Source organism: Variovorax jilinensis (assembly GCF_030316885.1).
GTDB lineage: Bacteria > Pseudomonadota > Gammaproteobacteria > Burkholderiales > Burkholderiaceae_C > Variovorax > Variovorax jilinensis.
Map to the genome: position 1 here is coordinate 688,877 of NZ_JASZYQ010000003.1, position 16,193 is coordinate 705,069.

Here is a 16,193-nt window from a genome sequence, read left to right on the forward strand (position 1 = left end):
GGCGATGCAGGATCAAGCGGCCAGCTTGGCCTTGACCTGCTCCACGATGCCGGCAAAAGCGGCCTTGTCGTGCACTGCGATATCGGCAAGCATCTTGCGGTCGATCTCGATGCCCGCCTTGCGGATGCCGTTGGCGAACTGGCTGTAGGTCAGGCCCAGTTCACGCGAGGCGGCGTTGATACGCGCGATCCACAGTTGACGGAACACGCGCTTCTTGGTGCGGCGGTCACGGTAGGCGTATTGGCCTGCCTTCATCACCGCCTGCTTGGCGATGCGGAAGACATTGCCGCGGCGACCGCGGAAACCCTTGGCGAGTGCGAGAACCTTCTTGTGGCGGGCGCGAGCCGTTACACCACGTTTGACGCGAGGCATGTGTGTACTCCTTGTTCGTCTAAGTTAAATGCCGCTGCCGGGCAACATGGCGGCCATCGAAACCATGTTGGTCTCGTGAACTGCCGTTGCACCACGCAGGTGACGCTTGTTCTTGGTGGTCTTCTTGGTCAGGATGTGACGCTTGAAGGCTTGACCGCGCTTGACGGTGCCACCGGGACGAACGCGGAAACGTTTCTTCGCGCTGCTCTTGGTCTTCATTTTGGGCATGTGAATGCTCCTTTAGTTTGTGCTCGTGAGGCGCCGCGGAAACTCCACGGACTTGTTGGCCCCGAGACACTTCTTCATCCCGCCCCTGCCGATCTCCTTGCGGAGACATTCAGGGGCGAAATCCCTGCAAATTTCTTCTGACTCAGGCCGCCGCTGGCGCCGCAGCCGGCGTCGCCGCCGCGTCGGCAGCCGGCTTGGCCGCCCCCGGCTTCTTGCGGCCCGGCGCGATCATCATGATCATCTGCCGGCCTTCGAGCTTGGGGAACTGCTCCACGAGGATCAGGTCGCCCAGTTCGTCGCGAATGCGCTGCAACAGAGCCAGACCGAGTTCCTGGTGGGTGATCTCACGACCGCGGAACCGCAGCGTGATCTTGCACTTGTCACCGTCTTCAAGGAAGCGCCGGATGTTGCGCATCTTGATGTTGTAGTCACCATCGTCGGTACCGGGACGGAACTTGATTTCCTTGACCTCGATGACCTTCTGCTTCGACTTCGCCTCGGCCGCCTTCTTCTGCTCGTGGTACTTGAACTTGCCGTACTCGATCAGGCGGCAGACCGGCGGATTGGCCGCGGCAACGACTTCGACGAGGTCCACGTCCTGTTCGCCGGCCAGGCGCAGGGCCTCGGACAAGCTCACGACGCCCAGTGGCTCGTTGTCGGGCCCGATCAGGCGGACTTCCGGGGCCATGATTTCCCGGTTCAGGCGGTGTTGGCGTTCCTCGCGGTGGCGGCGGTCGCGAAATGCAGTAGCGATGGTCAGAATCCTTCAAACAATATGCTACAAATCTTGTAGCGATCACCGTGAAGCCCACGCCCACAAGCCGCCTGTTCGATCAAACCGGCCTTTGAATCCATGCAAATTCAAAGCTTGTGTTGGATGTCGTGGGCGACCTTTTGGGAGAACGCTTCCACCGACATGGCACCGAGGTCAACATTGCCCCGGGCGCGCACTGCGACGGCACCAGCTTCCTTTTCCTTGTCGCCTACGACGACGATGTAGGGAAGCTTCTGCAACGAATGCTTCCGTATTTTATACGTAATCTTCTCGTTGTGCAGATCGAGCGAAACTCTAAGCCCTTGATTTTGCAGCGTTTTGGCAACTTCGCTCGCGTAATCGGCCTGGTTTTCGCTGATATTGAGCACCGCCACCTGCACCGGCGCGAGCCAGGCGGGCATGGCGCCGGCATGGTGTTCGATCAGCATGCCGATGAAGCGCTCGAGGCTGCCGACGATCGCGCGATGCAGCATCACGGGGTGGGCGCGGCCGCTCGTCTCCGTGACGTACTCGCCACCCAGGCGCTCGGCCATGTTGAAGTCGACCTGCATCGTGCCGCACTGCCACTGGCGGCCGATGGCATCGCGCAGCGTGTACTCGATCTTCGGGCCGTAGAAGGCGCCGTCGCCGGGCGCGATCACGAAGTCGACGCCGGAGCGGCGCAGCGCCTCCATGACCGCATGCTCGGCCTTGTCCCACAGCTCGTCCGAACCGATGCGGTTCTCGGGGCGCGTCGCGACCTTGTAGAGGATGTCCGTGAAGCCGAAGTCGGCATAGACCTTCTGCAGCTGCGTCGTATAGGCCACGCACTCCTCGAGGATCTGGTCTTCCGTGCAGAAGATGTGGCCGTCGTCCTGCGTGAAGCCGCGCACGCGCATGATGCCGTGCAGGCCGCCGCTGGGCTCGTTGCGATGGCACTGGCCGAATTCGCCGTAGCGCAGGGGCAGGTCGCGGTAGCTGCGCAGGTCCGACTTGAAGATCAGCACGTGCCCAGGGCAGTTCATCGGCTTCAACGCGTATTCGCGCTTCTCCGATTCCGTCGTGAACATGTTCTCGCGGTAGTTCTGCCAGTGGCCCGTCTTCTCCCACAGGCTCTTGTCGAGGATCTGCGGGCCCTTCACTTCCTGGTAGCCCGTCTCGCGGTAGATGCGGCGCATGTACTGCTCGACCTGCTGCCAGATGGCCCAGCCCTTGGGATGCCAGAAGACCAGGCCGGGCGCGGCCTCGTCGATGTGGAACAGGTCGAGTTCGCGTCCGAGGCGGCGGTGGTCGCGCTTCTCGGCCTCCTCGATGCGGCGGATGTAGTCCTCGAGCTGCTTCTTGTCGGCCCAGGCCGTGCCGTAGATGCGCTGCAGCTGCTCGTTCTTGGCGTCACCGCGCCAGTACGCGCCGGCCAGCTTCGTGAGCTTGAAGACCTTGAGGAAACGCGTGTTCGGCACGTGCGGGCCGCGGCACATGTCGACGTATTCCTGGTGGTAGTAGAGGCCCATGGCCTGCTCGTCGGGCATGTCCTCGACCAGCCGCAGCTTGTAGTCCTCGCCGCGCGACGTGAAGACGTCGATGACCTCGGCGCGCGGCGTCACCTTCTTGACCACGTCGTAGTCCTGCGCGATCAGCTCGCGCATGCGCTTCTCGATCGCCTCCATGTCCTCGGGCGTGAAGGGGCGCTCGTAGGAGATGTCGTAGTAGAAGCCCTCGTCGATCACCGGTCCGATCACCATCTTGGCCGTCGGGTAGAGCTGCTTCACCGCATGGCCGACCAGGTGGGCCGTGGAGTGGCGGATGATTTCCAGGCCCTCGTCGTCCTTGGGCGTGATGATCTGCAGCCTGGCAGAGTGGTCGATGATGTCGCTGGCATCGACCAGGCGACCGTCGACCTTGCCGGCAACCGTCATCTTGGCCAGGCCGGGGCCGATCGAGCGGGCGACGTCGGCCACCGAGACAGGGCCGGGGAACTCGCGCTGCGAGTTGTCGGGGAGCGTGATCTGGATCATGGGAAACCTCGTCGAGAAAACAAAAAAGCGCGGTCGTGGACCGCGCTTGGCTCTGGTTCGTGTACCGGAAATGTTCCGGCGTGCGCGGTCTACCGGCCTCTTCCTTCGGGGAAGCGGCCGTTCGTGGTGAACGGTGTAGTTCGCGGTGTCATAACCAGGGTGCCTTTCTCGCTCTTGTGGGTGCTGAGACTGAGCTCTCGATTGTATCGGACGAAAAAAATCCCCGCGCGTCATCACGCGCAGGGACATGAATCGAAGAAACCGAACCCGAAGGCTTAGTGGAACTGTTCTTCTTCGGTCGAACCGGTCAGTGCCTTGACGCTGGACGAGCCGCCCTGGATGACGGTGGTCACGTCGTCGAAGTAGCCGGCGCCGACTTCCTGCTGGTGCGACACGAAGGTGTAGCCCTTCTCGCGCGCCGCGAACTCGGGTTCCTGAACCATGTTCACGTAGTGCTTCATGCCTTCGCCGTTGGCATAGGCGTGGGCGAACTGGAAGGTGTTGAACCAGTTGATGTGAATGCCGGCCAGCGTGATGAACTGGTACTTGTAGCCGAGCGCCGACAAGTCTTCCTGGAACGAGGCGATCTGCTTGTCGTCGAGGTTCTTCTTCCAGTTGAAGGAAGGCGAGCAGTTGTACGACAGCAGCTTGCCCGGGCAGGCGGCATGCACGGCCTGCGCGAATTCACGCGCGAAGCCGATGTCCGGCACGCCGGTTTCGCACCACACGAGGTCGGCGTACGGCGCGTAGGCGACGCCGCGGCTGATCGCCTGCTCGAGGCCGTTCTTGACGCGGTAGAAGCCTTCCTGGGTGCGTTCGCCGGTGAGGAAGGGCTTGTCGTTGGCGTCGTGGTCCGACGTGATCAGGTTGGCCGCTTCGGCATCGGTGCGGGCCAGCACGATGGTCGAGACGCCCATGACGTCGGCCGCGAAGCGTGCCGAGATCAGCTTCTCGCAGGCTTCCTGCGTCGGCACCAGCACCTTGCCGCCCATGTGGCCGCACTTCTTGACGGCTGCGAGCTGGTCTTCGAAGTGAACGCCGGCAGCGCCCGAGGCGATCATGTTCTTCATCAGTTCGAAGGCGTTCAGCACGCCGCCGAAGCCGGCTTCTGCATCGGCCACGACCGGCAGGAAGTAGTCGATGAATTCCTTGTCGCCCGGGTTGATGCCGCGGCCCCACTGGATCTCATCGGCGCGCTTGAAGGTGTTGTTGATGCGACGGACCATGGTCGGCACCGAGTCGTAGGCGTAGAGCGACTGGTCGGGGTACATCGTTTCCGAGGTGTTGCCGTCGGCGGCGACCTGCCAGCCCGACAGGTACACGGCCTCGAGGCCCGCCTTGGCCTGCTGCATGGCCTGGCCGGCGCTGATGGCGCCGAAGGCGTTGACGTAGCCCTTCTTGGCGCCGCCGTTGATCTTTTCCCACAGCTTCTCGGCACCGCGGCGAGCCAGCGTGTGCTCGATCGGCAGCGAGCCGCGCAGGCGCACCACGTCGGCGGCGCTGTAGCCGCGCTTGACGCCCTTCCAGCGCGGATTGGTGGCCCAATCCTTTTCGAGGGCAGCAATCTGCTGTTCGCGGCTCAATTGTTCGGTGAGGGTCTGGGGCATGGTCACTCCGGGGGGTTGATTGAGGGGTGGCGCTGTCGCGTCGTGGAATCAACTGTAGCCGTCCGCGAGACTCTTATGTCTTATAGAAGACATATTTTTGCGCCAATGAAATCAACAAGTTAAGAGCGTTTTTCTCAATGCGAAATTATTTTTCTTGTATTGAGAAAAAATATTGCGGCGCAGCAGGGATTGATTTCACCATGTGAAGCGGCCTTTTCGCGCGTGAAACCGTGGCTCAGCGCCGTATCCAGTCCCCACCCGCGATCCGTTCGCGCCCTTCGATGCGATCGGCCTGTATCTCGTAGACCAGGCAGCGCATCCACTGGTGGCCGACGCGCAGGTCGACCTCGCGCTTGACGTATTCCCCCGTGTCGTCGGGCCGCACTTCCTCGAGCCGGTCGAGCTGGGCTTCGAGCAGCGGCCCGATGCGATAGACCTCGCCACGAACCCTGCCCTCGTCGCCGCCCAGCCGCGCACCCGGGTAGGCGCCGAGATCCCACAGCGTGCCGGCGACGTCGGACTCGCCGACGAACCGGGCAGCCGGCTCGAAGCGCGCGATGTCGTTGCTGCCGCCGCGGCGCAGCGTGCCGTAGACGAACACGTGGCGGTCGGCGAGCGAGGCAGGTTCGGCAGCATCGGCAGGGGCTTCGGGCATCATCGTCGAGTCGTCCTTCTGAAGCCCGAAGTCTATTGAACACCGCCAACCACGCACCGGGCCGCCTCGTGGCCTACGGTTGCCTTGCCCTCAGCATGTCGCTGGTCGGCAGCTACGTCGCCCTCTCGAAGCCGCTGGTGGCTGCCTTCCCGGTGCTGCTGCTGGCATGGATGCGCTTCGGCATCGCCGCGCTGGCCATGCCGCACTGGCTGCGGCGGCCGCCCGAGGAAGCACCGATGAGCAGCCGCACGCGCGGACTGGTGTTCCTCGAATCCTTTCTCGGCAACTTCCTGTTCTCGATCTGCATGCTGTTCGGCGTCAGCCTCACGAGCGCGGTCTCGGCCGGCGTGATCATGGCGTCGATCCCTGCGGTGGTCGCGATCGGCAGCCGGATCTTCCTGCGCGAGCGCATCACGCCGCGCGTCGGCATCGCGATCGGCTGCGCGGCGCTCGGCATCGGCCTGCTGGCACTCGCACCCGCGCAGTCCGCTGCGCACGCGGGAGCGGCTTCGGGAGGCGCCGGCACGGCTTCGCTGGCCTGGCTCGGCAACCTGCTGGTCTTCTGCGCGGTGCTCTGCGAGGCCGCCTACGCGGTGATCGGCAAGTCGCTCACCGGGCGTCTCGGGCCGAAGCGCATCTCGGCGCTGATCAACCTCTGGGGCTTCGTGCTGTCGACGCCCTTCGGCATCTGGTTCGCGCTGCGCTTCGACTTCGCAGCGGTCTCGATCGGCATCTGGGCCCTGCTGTTCGTCTATGCGATGGCGGCCAGCATCTGGACGGTATGGCTCTGGATGACCGGCCTGAAGAGCGTGGCCGCGTCGCAGGCCGGCGTGTTCACCGTGATGCTGCCGGTGAGCGCCGCGATGGTCGGCGTGCTGGTGCTCGGCGAGAGTCTTTCGAGCCTGCAGGTGGTCGCTTTCGCGCTCGCATTGCTCGGCGTGGTGCTCGCGACCTGGCCCCAACGGAACGCCGGAGCGGCTCGAAGCGCTGCGCCCGAGGGAAAACGCGATGATTTTCCCCTCTGAAAAAACAACAGCCTCCAATGAAAAAGTCTCTTTTTCCCTTGGAAACGCGTTTCTTCTCCTTTAGCATCCGCAATGCCGATGGAGACACTGCTTTTCATTGGTGAAAGTGTCCAACCAAAAAAGGAAATCAACCATGGCAACTGCAAAGAAGGCTCCGGCCAAGAAAGCTCCCGCGAAGAAGGCCGCTCCGGCCAAGAAGGCGGCTGCTCCGGCAAAGAAGGCTGCTCCGGCGAAGAAGGCCGCGCCCGCCAAGAAGGCTGCCGCTCCGGCCAAGAAGGCTGCGCCCGCGAAGAAGGCCGCTCCGGCCAAGAAGCGCACGCCGAATGCCGCGTTCATGAAGGCCCTGACCCCCAGCCCGGCACTCGCCGCCGTGGTCGGCTCGACGCCGCTGCCGCGCACCGCCGTCGTGAGCAAGCTGTGGGACTACATCAAGAAGAACAACCTTCAGGACAAGGCCAACAAGCGCAACATCAACGCCGACGCCAAGCTGAAGGAAATCTTCGGCAAGGCCCAGGTCTCGATGTTCGAACTGGCTTCGCTGATCGGCAAGCACGTCAAGTGAGCCTGCGGGCGCCTCGTGCGCCTGCCTCGAGAAAGCCGGCAGCCGCCGGCTTTTTTTTCGCCTTCAGCGGCCGCTGTCGCGTGCCGACCGCGTGATCGCGCTCAAGGTGCCACGCGTGGTGATGATCTCGGGGTCGAGCGGGATCTCGATCAGCGTGCCCGTTTCGGCCGCCAGCGCGCGCAGCAGCGCGGCCTCGAACTGCGCGGTCTCGGTCACCTTCTCGGCCGCATAGCCGTAGGCGCGCGCGAGCGCGCAGAAGTCCGGATTGCGAAGCGCCGTGCCGCTGACCTTGGTCGGGTATTCGCGCTCCTGGTGCATCCGGATGGTGCCGAACATGCCGTTGTTGAGCAGCACCACGATGCTCTTGCCGCCATGCTGCGCGGCGGTCGCGAGTTCCTGCCCGTTCATGAGGAAGTCGCCGTCGCCGGCGATCGTGAAGGCGATGCGGCCGGTCGCGAGGCTCGCCGCGATGCCGGCCGGCACGCCGTAGCCCATCGCGCCGCTGGTCGGCGCCAGCTGCGTCTTGTGGCCCTTGGCAAGGCCGTGGTAGCGGAAGTAGCGGTGTACCCAGCTCGCGAAGTTGCCGGCGCCGTTGGTGATTGCGGTCTCGGGCGGCAGGTGCTTTTGCAGCAGCGCCACCACGGCCTGCATGTCGACCGCGCCGCGCGGCGCTTCGGCCGGCAGGCCGGCCAGCGGCTGCGGCTCGAGGTTCGCAAGGTAGTCGGCATGCGCGGCCGCGGTCCAGTCCTCCCAGGGCAGTTCGGGTGGCGCGCTCAGCACCTCGAGGCTGCGCGCGGCCGAGGCCATGCCGGCGTTGATCGCCAGGTCGGCCTGGTAGACGCGGTTGAGTTCCTCGGCGCTCGCGTGGATGTGGACAAGGGTCTGCTTCGCCTTCGGCGCCTCGAGCAGCGTGTAGCCGCCCGTGGTCATCTCGCCGAGCCGCGGGCCGATCGCGAGGATCAGGTCGCTCTCGCGCACGCGCGCCGCGAGCTTCGGGTTGATGGCGATGCCGACGTCGCCGGCGTAGAGCGGATGGTGGTTGTCGAAGGTGTCCTGGAAGCGGAAGGCGTTGGCCACCGGCAGCTTCCAGTTTTCGGCGAAGCGCTGCAGCGCCTGCGCGGACTGCGGCGTCCAGCCGCCGCCGCCCGCGATGACCAGCGGCCGGCTCGACGCCAGCAGCAGCTCGCGCAGCGTGCGCAGCGAGCCCGGATCGCTCCAGGCGGCCACGGCCTCGACGCGCTTGAGCGGCCGAGCGGCCGTCGTGCTGCGCAGCATGTCCTCGGGCAGCACCAGCACCACCGGGCCCGGACGGCCATTCACGGCGGTCGCGAAGGCCCGCGCCACGTACTCGGGAATGCGGTCGGCGTCGTCGATGCGCTCGACGCGCTTGGCGAAGCCCTTGGTGCTCGGACCGAAGAAGCTCGCGTAGTCGACCTCCTGGAAGGCCTCGCGGTCGCGGAAGTCGCTGCCGACATCGCCGACGAAAAGCACCATCGGCGTCGAATCCTGGAACGCGTTGTGGATGCCGATCGATGCATTGGTGGCACCGGGCCCGCGCGTCACGAAGCAGACGCCGGGGCGGTTCGTGAGCTTGCCGTGGGCCTCGGCCATGAAGGCGGCACCGCCCTCCTGGCGGTTGACGATGAAGCGGATGCGGTCGCCGTGAGCATGGAAGCCGTCGAGCACCGCGAGAAAGCTCTCGCCCGGCACGCCGAAGGCCAGCTCGACGCCCTGCGCGATCAGGCACTCGACAATCAGATGGCCGGCCGGTTGGGATGGACTCATGGATGCGATCTCTCTGCTGCTTCGGATGGAGGCGGAATTATCCGCGCGCCCACGGTCGGCTTGCCTTAATTCACCAACCGGTTAAATTCACCCCTCATGAAAGCTCCCACCGCCGCGCCAGCGGAACCGCGCTCTCGCGACGCCGACCGCTCGCAACTCGCGATCCTCGCCTCGGCCCGCGTGGAGTTCTCGCAGCGCGGCCTGGCAGGCGCGCGCATGGACAGCATCGCCGAGCGCGCAGGGCTCAACAAGCGGCTCATCTACTACTATTTCGGAAGCAAGGACGACCTCTTCCTCGCGGTGCTCGAAGGCACCTATGCAGACATTCGCGCCGCCGAGCAACAGTTGCATCTCGACCAGGTCGAGCCGGTGGAGGCGATCCGGCGGCTGGTGTCCTTCACCTGGCACTACTACCTCGAGCATCCCGAGTTCATCACGCTGCTCAACAGCGAGAACCTGCACCGAGCCGTGCACCTGAAGCGCTCGGAGCGAATCCAGGAGATGAACTCGCCGCTCGTGAAGCTGCTCGACGGCGTGCTCGAGCGCGGCCGCGCCGACGACCTGTTCCGTGCCGGGATCGACCCGGTGCAGCTCTACATCTCGATCGCGTCGCTGTGCTACTTCTACCTGTCGAACAACGACACGCTGTCGGCGATCTTCGGGCGCAACCTACGCGCCCCCAAGGCCATGGCGCAGCGGCTGTCGCACATGACCGACCTGGTGCTCGGCTACGTGCTGCGCTGATAGGGGTATCTCCTAGGCAGCGGGTCGTTGACTGGAGGTCGGGCGGCTTCCTAGAATCGGTAATTCACTTTTTGGTGAATTGAAGCGCGCCAGCCCTCCCCCGCGCGCCAGCGGTTCCAAGGCTCCACCCAATCTCCACGTCGATGCTTCGCAACCTCCTGCTCGCGCCTGCGCTTCGGCCCTTCCTGCTCATCGTGATGCTGCTGGTGCTGTGGGATGTCGTGATCCGGCTCTTTCGCATCCCGCCCTACCTCATACCGACGCCGCTCGACGTGGTGAAGATGCTGATCGCCGAATGGCCGCGGCTGCTGTTCGAAGGCTGGAAGACCACGCTCGCCACGCTGGGCGGCTTCGGCCTGACCATCGTCTTCGGCATCCCGGTCGCGATGGTGATCGCCTACTCGCGCGTGGTCGAGTCCTTCGTCTACCCGCTGCTGGTGTTCTCGCAGAGCATCCCGAAGGTCGCGATCGCGCCGCTGTTCGTGGTGTGGTTCGGCTTCGGCATCTTTCCGAAGGTGATCTCGGCCTTCCTGCTGGGCTTCTTCCCGGTGGTGGTCTCGACCGTGATGGGTTTCAAGTCGGTCGAGCCCGACATGCTCGACCTGGCGCGCTCGATGGGTGCGAGCCGGCTGCAGACCTTCTTCAAGATCAGCCTGCCGCAGGCCCTGCCCGCGATCTTCAGCGGCCTCAAGGTGTCGGTCACGCTGGCCGTGGTCGGCGCGGTGGTGGGCGAGTTCGTCGGCTCCAACTCGGGCATCGGCTACGTGCTGCAGGTGGCCAACGGCAACTTCGACCTGCCGCTGATGTTCGCCGCGCTGGTGGTGCTGTCGAGCATCGGCGTGATCCTGTTCATGGTCGTCGACCTGGTCGAGCGGCTGATGATTCCGTGGCATGCCTCGCAGCGCCACGTCCAGTGAGTTCCGTCGCAACAACATTCCACAGGAGACAAGCATGAAGATGATTCGCTCGCTCATTGCCGGCTCGGCCGCCGCCCTGGTGCTCGCCATGGCACCCGCCCAGGCGCAGAACAAGCCGCAGGACAAGGTCACGCTGATGCTCAATTGGTATCTCTACAGCGAGCACGCGCCCTTCTTCCTCGGCAAGGAACGCGGCTTCTTCGCCGACGAAGGCATCGATCTCGACATCCAGGAAGGCCGCGGATCGGCCGTGACCGCGCAGGCGGTGGCCGCCAAGTCGGCGACCTTCGGCTACATCGACGTCACGACCATGATCAAGGCCGCCGCCAAGGGCGCGCCGCTGAAGTCCACCGGCGTGCTGTTCCAGGTCAGCCCGATGTCCGTCATGGGCTTCAGCGAGAAGAACATCAAGACCCCGAAGGACATCATCGGCAAGACGGTCGCGACCACGCCGGGCGATTCGATGTCGCAGATGTGGCCGCTGTTCCTCAAGGTCAACAACATCCAGCCGGACCAGGTCAAGATCGTCTCGGGCGACGGCCAGACCAAGCTCAACGCCGTGACCAACGGCCAGGCCGACCTGCTGCTGGGCTACGTGATGGACCAGGCCATCAAGCTTCAGGACGCCACCGGCAAGCCCGTGACGCCGATCCGCTTCGCCGACTCGGGTGTCAACCAGATCAGCTCCGGGATCATCACCAACAAGAACCTGCTGACCGAGAACCCGGACCTCGTGAAGCGTTTCATGCGCGCCGCGACGCGCTCCGCCGAAGCCGCCGAGAAGGACCCGGCGGCCGCGGTCGACGCGATGCTCAAGGCCAATCCGAAGGCCGGCGTGCGCGACACGCTGATCGTCGGCATGAAGCAGAGCACGGCGCTCTATCACACCAAGGACACGGCCAATCAGCGCCCGTTCCGCGTCGCGATGAAGAACGTCAACGACTCGCTCGACCTGCTGGTGCAGTACGGCGGCATGGATCCGGCCACGCGCGGCAAGGCCGAGGACTACGTGACGCTCGACTTCCTGCCAACGAACTGAGGCTCGCTGCTGCGCACGTCTCCAACTTCTCCTGCCCGCCATGTCCACTGATGATGTCCTGATCGAAGCGCGCGGCGTGTCGAAGACCTACCGGAGCAAGGACGGCCCGGTCGAATCGCTCAAGCCGCTCGACTTCTCGATCCGCGCCGGCGAGTTCGTCTCGGTGATCGGCCCTTCGGGCTGCGGCAAGAGCACGCTGCTCAAGATGGTGGCCGGCCTGCTGCCGATCAGCGGCGGCACGCTGTCGCTCGAGGGCCATCCGATCACGGGGCCGCAGAAGGATGTCGGCATCGTGTTCCAGAGCGCGGTGCTGCTGGCATGGCGCAGCGTCGAGGACAACATCCTGCTGCAGGCCGAGATCCGCCGCCTGCCCAAGGCCGCTGCGCGCGAGCGCGCCCGCGCCCTGATGAAGATGGCGGGCCTGGAGGGCTTCGAGAACAAGTATCCGTGGCAGCTCTCGGGCGGCATGCAGCAGCGCGCGTCGATCTGCCGCGCACTGCTGCACGACCCCGCGGTGCTGCTGATGGACGAGCCCTTCGGCGCGCTCGACGCGATGACGCGCGAGAAGATGAACCTCGAGCTGCAGCGCATCTGGCTGGCCTCGAAGAAGACCGTGATGCTGATCACGCACAGCATCCCGGAGGCGATCTTCCTTTCGGACCGCGTGATCGTGATGAGCGAGCGGCCGGGCTCGATCGCCGCCATCTACGACATCGACCTGCCGCGCCCGCGGGCGCTCGACGTCATGGGCAGCGAGCGTTTCGCCGCCTATGCGCGCACCCTGCGCGCCCATTTCTTCGCGCAGGGCCACCTCGACGCCCACTGAGCTCCTGCCCTTGACCACTGCTTCGTCCACCGCCGTGCCCGTGCGCGTTCGCGCCGTCGATTTCGGCGTGCGCGCGATGACGCTGCGGCTGCCGTTCAAGTTCGGCGCGGTGACGATCACGCGCTGCCCGCAGGTCTTCGTGCGCGCCACCGTGGATTGCGGCGCGCACGGCTCGGCGCAGGGCTGGGCGGCAGAACTGATGGTGCCGCGCTGGTTCGACAAGCGGCCGCAGCGGAGCCAGGCCGACAACGTGCAGCACCTGCAGTCGGCGCTGGAAGCCGCGGCAGATGCCTACGTCGACGACACACCGGCCGCGCCCTTCGCGCTGTTCGCGCGCCACTATCCGGCGTTGATGGCGCGCGGCGAGGCGCGCGGCGCCACCGCGCTGTCGACCGGCTTCGGCCAGGCGCTGCTCGACCGCGCGGTGCTCGATGCGCTGTGCCGCTGCCTCGGGCTGCCCATGCAGCTCGCGTTCCGCCGCAACCTGGTCGGGCTCGGCGACACGGCACTCGCGCCCGACCTGCACGGCTGGAACTGGAATGACTGGCTCGCGCAGATCGCGCCGGCCACTTCCGTGCAGGCTCGCCATACGGTCGGCATGCTCGACCTGCTCGTGGGCGGCAGCGACGACGCTGCGGGCCTGCCGGTGAGCCTGCCCTCGGTGGTGCGGCGCTACGGCCACCGCTACTTCAAGATCAAGCTCGGCGGCAATCCTGCGGCCGACCTGGCGCGGCTCGATGCGGTGCTGGCGGCGCTCGATGCGGTTGCGCCAGGCCACCGCTTCAGCCTCGACGGCAACGAGCAGTACGCCGACCTGCCGGCCCTGCAGGAACTGTTTGCCGGCCTGCGCGCGCTGCCGCGAATGGCGGCGCGGCCCGATGCCCTGCTCTACCTCGAGCAGCCGCTGCCGCGCGACGCCAGCATGGCACCGGCACTCGCGGCTCTGGCGCCCGAGGCGCCGGCACCGCTGCTGCTCGACGAAGCCGACGGCACGCTGGGCGCCTTCGTCGAAGGCCGCGTCCACGGCTGGCGGGGCGTCTCGAGCAAGGGCTGCAAGGGCCTCTACAAGGCCGTGATCAACCGCGCGCGCTGCGACCAGTGGAACCTCGCGCCGGCTCACGCGGCCGACCGCTGCTTCATGTCGGCGGAGGACCTGACCTGCCAGGCCGGCCTGGCCGTGCAGCAGGACCTCGCGCTGGCCGCGCTGCTGGGCATCGCCCACTGCGAGCGCAACGGCCACCACTACGTCGACGGCTTCGGCGATGCGCCGGCCGCCGAGCAGCAGGCCTTCGCCGCTGCGCACCCCGACCTCTACGAGACGAGCGCGGACCGGCCGCGGCTCGCGATCCGCGATGGCCGCATCGAACTCGGCACGCTGGACCGCCCCGGATTTGCGCACGCTGCCGAGCCCGATCTCGAGAGCCTGCAACCGCTCGCGCATGCGCCTTCACTGGTGTAGGCGCGGCTCCCCTTCTTCCACAACCCCAAGCGAGACAACCATGCCCATCCAACGCCGCTCCGCCCTGCTGGCCTTCATCGCCCTCGGTACCGCCTTCGGCGCCGCCGCCGAAGCCAACTACCCGACCAAGCCGATCCGCGTGATCGTGCCCTTCGCGGCCGGCAGCACGACCGACATCATTGCGCGCGCCATCGCCGACAAGATGAGCACGAGCATGGGCCAGACGCTGGTGATCGACAACCGCGCGGGCGCCAGCGGCACCATCGGCCAGCAGGCGGTGGCCACGGCGGCGCCGGACGGCTACACGATCATGATCCACTCGTCCTCGCACACGGTGAGCCCGTCGACCTTCGCCAAGCTGCCCTTCGACACCGTGGCCGATTTCGCCGGCGTGACCCCGATCTCGTCGCTGCCCAATGCGCTCGTGATCTCGCCGAGCAAGAACATCAAGACGCTGAAGGAACTGGTCGCCACCGCCAAGGCCAAGCCCGGCACCGTCAACTTCGCTTCCGCGGGCCAGGGCAGCGCCACCCACCTCAATGCCGAGAAGTTCAAGATGGCAGCCGGCATCGACGCCGTCAACATCCCGTTCAAGGGCTCGGCCGATGCGGTCACCGAGGTGCTCTCGGGCCGGGTGGACTACTACTTCTCGCCGATCGCACCGGTGATCGGGCAGATCAAGGAAGGCCAGCTGCTGGCGCTGGCCGTGGGTTCGCCCAAGCGCGCGGCCGCATTGCCCGACGTGCCGACCACCGCCGAAGCCGGTGTGCCCGGCTCCGAGTTCAATTTCTGGATCGGAATGATGGCGCCGGCCAAGACCCCGCGCGAGATCGTCGATCGCCTCAACGCCGAGGTGGTGAAGGCACTCGCCACGCCCGAGGTCAAGGAACGCTTCCTGAAGCTCGGCGCCGACGCCTGGACCCTCAAGCCCGCTCAGTTCGACGCCTACATCAAGGACGAGATCGCGAGCAACGCCACCCTGGTCAAGGCCGCCGGCCTTGCCCCCACCAACTGACAACACTTTCAGCGGAGAACTCTCATGGCCCAACAACGACTCGGAATCATCATGCACGGCGTCACCGGACGCATGGGCATGAACCAGCACCTGATCCGCTCGATCGTCGCGATCCGTGCACAGGGCGGCGTCACGCTCTCGAACGGCGACAAGGTGATGCCCGACCCGATCCTCATCGGCCGCAATGCCGAGAAGATCGAGGCGCTGGCCAAGGCCCACGGCATCGCGCGCTGGGGCACCGATGTCGACCTCGCGCTCGAGAACAAGGACGACACCATCTTCTTCGATGCCGGCACCACGCAGATGCGTCCGACGCTGCTGGCCAAGGCCATCCGCGCGGGCAAGCACGTCTACTGCGAGAAGCCGATCGCCACCAACCTCAACGAGGCGGTCGAGATCGCTCGGCTGGCCGAAGGATCGGGCCTCAAGCACGGCGCGGTGCAGGACAAGCTCTTCCTGCCCGGCCTGCGCAAGCTCGACATGCTGCGCCGCGCGGGCTTCTTCGGCCGCATGCTGTCGGTACGCCTCGAGTTCGGCTACTGGGTGTTCGAAGGCGACCTGCAGCCGATCCAGCGCCCCTCGTGGAACTACCGCAAGGAAGACGGCGGCGGCATGATCCTCGACATGATGTGCCACTGGCGCTACGTGCTCGACAACCTGTTCGGCGAGGTGCAGTCGGTGTCCTGCCTGGGCACCACCCACATTCCGAAGCGCTGGGACGAGGACGGCAAGCCCTACGAGGCCACGGCCGACGACGCCGCCTATGCCACCTGCGAACTCAAGGGCCACAACGGCGAGCCCGTGATCGCGCAGATCAACATGAGCTGGGTCACGCGCGTTCGGCGCGACGACCTCGTGACCTTCCATGTCGACGGCACCGACGGCTCGGCCGTTGCCGGCCTGTCGTCCTGCCGTGCGCAGTCGCGCGTCGCGACGCCGCGGCCGGTGTGGAATCCGGACGAGAAGCAGACCATGAACTTCTTCGACCAGTGGCAGGAGATCCCGGATTCGCAGGTCTACGACAACGGCTTCAAGATCCAGTGGGAACACTTCATCCGCCACGTGGTCGAGAACGCACCCTACAAGTGGACGCTGCCCGAAGGCGCCAAGGGCGTGCAGCTGGTCGAGACCGCGCTCGAGAGCTGGAAGGACCGGCGCTGGGTCGACGTGCCCGAGCTGAAGATCTGAGG

Annotated in this window: 16 protein-coding genes; 9 read left to right on the plus strand and 7 right to left on the minus strand. The window is 65.7% G+C overall.

The annotated features are described in order from the left end of the window. Positions 1-12: 12 nt before the first annotated feature. From rplT to QTH87_RS14880, 6 genes are all read right to left on the minus strand, one after another. Complete coding sequence (gene rplT, locus QTH87_RS14855) at positions 13-372, minus strand: 50S ribosomal protein L20 (protein ID WP_012747009.1); 360 nt, start codon at positions 370-372, stop codon at positions 13-15. Positions 373-396: 24 nt separating this feature from the next. Further along, entirely contained in the window at positions 397-600 is a 204-nt protein-coding gene (rpmI, locus tag QTH87_RS14860) for a 50S ribosomal protein L35 (protein ID WP_028253491.1), read from the minus strand. 142 nt (positions 601-742) lie between these two features. Further along, positions 743-1,363: a translation initiation factor IF-3 gene (gene infC, locus QTH87_RS14865; RefSeq protein WP_286610408.1), complete on the minus strand. Its 621-nt coding sequence runs from the start codon at positions 1,361-1,363 to the stop codon at positions 743-745. A gap of 98 nt (positions 1,364-1,461) precedes the next feature. Continuing rightward, entirely contained in the window at positions 1,462-3,369 is a 1,908-nt protein-coding gene (gene thrS / locus QTH87_RS14870) for a threonine--tRNA ligase (RefSeq protein ID WP_286610077.1), read from the minus strand. Between the two features lie 275 nt (positions 3,370-3,644). Continuing rightward, positions 3,645-4,976, minus strand: coding sequence for an isocitrate lyase (aceA, locus tag QTH87_RS14875; protein ID WP_286610079.1), 1,332 nt, complete (start codon positions 4,974-4,976; stop codon positions 3,645-3,647). Positions 4,977-5,211: 235 nt separating this feature from the next. Next, positions 5,212-5,634 (minus strand): gamma-glutamylcyclotransferase family protein, encoded by a 423-nt coding sequence (locus QTH87_RS14880; RefSeq protein WP_353506150.1) that lies wholly within the window; start codon positions 5,632-5,634, stop codon positions 5,212-5,214. 32 nt (positions 5,635-5,666) lie between these two features. Here QTH87_RS14880 and QTH87_RS14885 point away from each other — a divergent pair, with 32 nt between their 5' ends. Beyond that, on the plus strand, positions 5,667-6,656 hold the full coding sequence (locus QTH87_RS14885) for a DMT family transporter (RefSeq protein ID WP_286610080.1): 990 nt from the start codon (positions 5,667-5,669) through the stop codon (positions 6,654-6,656). A 133-nt stretch (positions 6,657-6,789) separates the two neighbouring features. Then, positions 6,790-7,218: an SWIB/MDM2 domain-containing protein gene (locus QTH87_RS14890; RefSeq protein WP_286610083.1), complete on the plus strand. Its 429-nt coding sequence runs from the start codon at positions 6,790-6,792 to the stop codon at positions 7,216-7,218. A 63-nt stretch (positions 7,219-7,281) separates the two neighbouring features. Here QTH87_RS14890 and QTH87_RS14895 read toward each other — a convergent pair whose 3' ends face one another. After that, positions 7,282-9,003 carry a thiamine pyrophosphate-binding protein gene (locus QTH87_RS14895; protein WP_286610085.1) on the minus strand — a complete coding sequence of 574 codons (1,722 nt, stop codon included), beginning with the start codon at positions 9,001-9,003 and terminating at the stop codon, positions 7,282-7,284. A gap of 96 nt (positions 9,004-9,099) precedes the next feature. On the opposite strand from QTH87_RS14895, the gene QTH87_RS14900 reads away from it, so the two are divergent. The 7 genes from QTH87_RS14900 (at position 9,100) to QTH87_RS14930 (ending at position 16,191) form a co-directional block, all read left to right on the plus strand. Continuing rightward, positions 9,100-9,747, plus strand: coding sequence for a TetR/AcrR family transcriptional regulator (locus QTH87_RS14900; RefSeq protein ID WP_286610087.1), 648 nt, complete (start codon positions 9,100-9,102; stop codon positions 9,745-9,747). A gap of 143 nt (positions 9,748-9,890) precedes the next feature. Then, the gene (locus QTH87_RS14905) at positions 9,891-10,664 is read left to right on the plus strand and encodes an ABC transporter permease (RefSeq protein WP_286610089.1); all 774 of its coding nucleotides are present in this window, start codon (positions 9,891-9,893) and stop codon (positions 10,662-10,664) included. Between the two features lie 34 nt (positions 10,665-10,698). Continuing rightward, on the plus strand, positions 10,699-11,703 hold the full coding sequence (locus QTH87_RS14910; RefSeq protein WP_286610091.1) for an ABC transporter substrate-binding protein: 1,005 nt from the start codon (positions 10,699-10,701) through the stop codon (positions 11,701-11,703). Between the two features lie 40 nt (positions 11,704-11,743). Next, positions 11,744-12,529, plus strand: a complete 786-nt coding sequence (locus QTH87_RS14915) for an ABC transporter ATP-binding protein (RefSeq protein ID WP_286610092.1) — start codon at positions 11,744-11,746, stop codon at positions 12,527-12,529. 10 nt (positions 12,530-12,539) lie between these two features. Next, positions 12,540-13,988 (plus strand): enolase-like domain-containing protein, encoded by a 1,449-nt coding sequence (locus QTH87_RS14920; RefSeq protein WP_286610094.1) that lies wholly within the window; start codon positions 12,540-12,542, stop codon positions 13,986-13,988. 40 nt (positions 13,989-14,028) lie between these two features. Further along, complete coding sequence (locus QTH87_RS14925; protein WP_286610096.1) at positions 14,029-15,003, plus strand: tripartite tricarboxylate transporter substrate binding protein; 975 nt, start codon at positions 14,029-14,031, stop codon at positions 15,001-15,003. A gap of 24 nt (positions 15,004-15,027) precedes the next feature. Next, on the plus strand, positions 15,028-16,191 hold the full coding sequence (locus QTH87_RS14930) for a Gfo/Idh/MocA family protein (protein WP_286610097.1): 1,164 nt from the start codon (positions 15,028-15,030) through the stop codon (positions 16,189-16,191). Positions 16,192-16,193 lie beyond the last annotated feature (2 nt).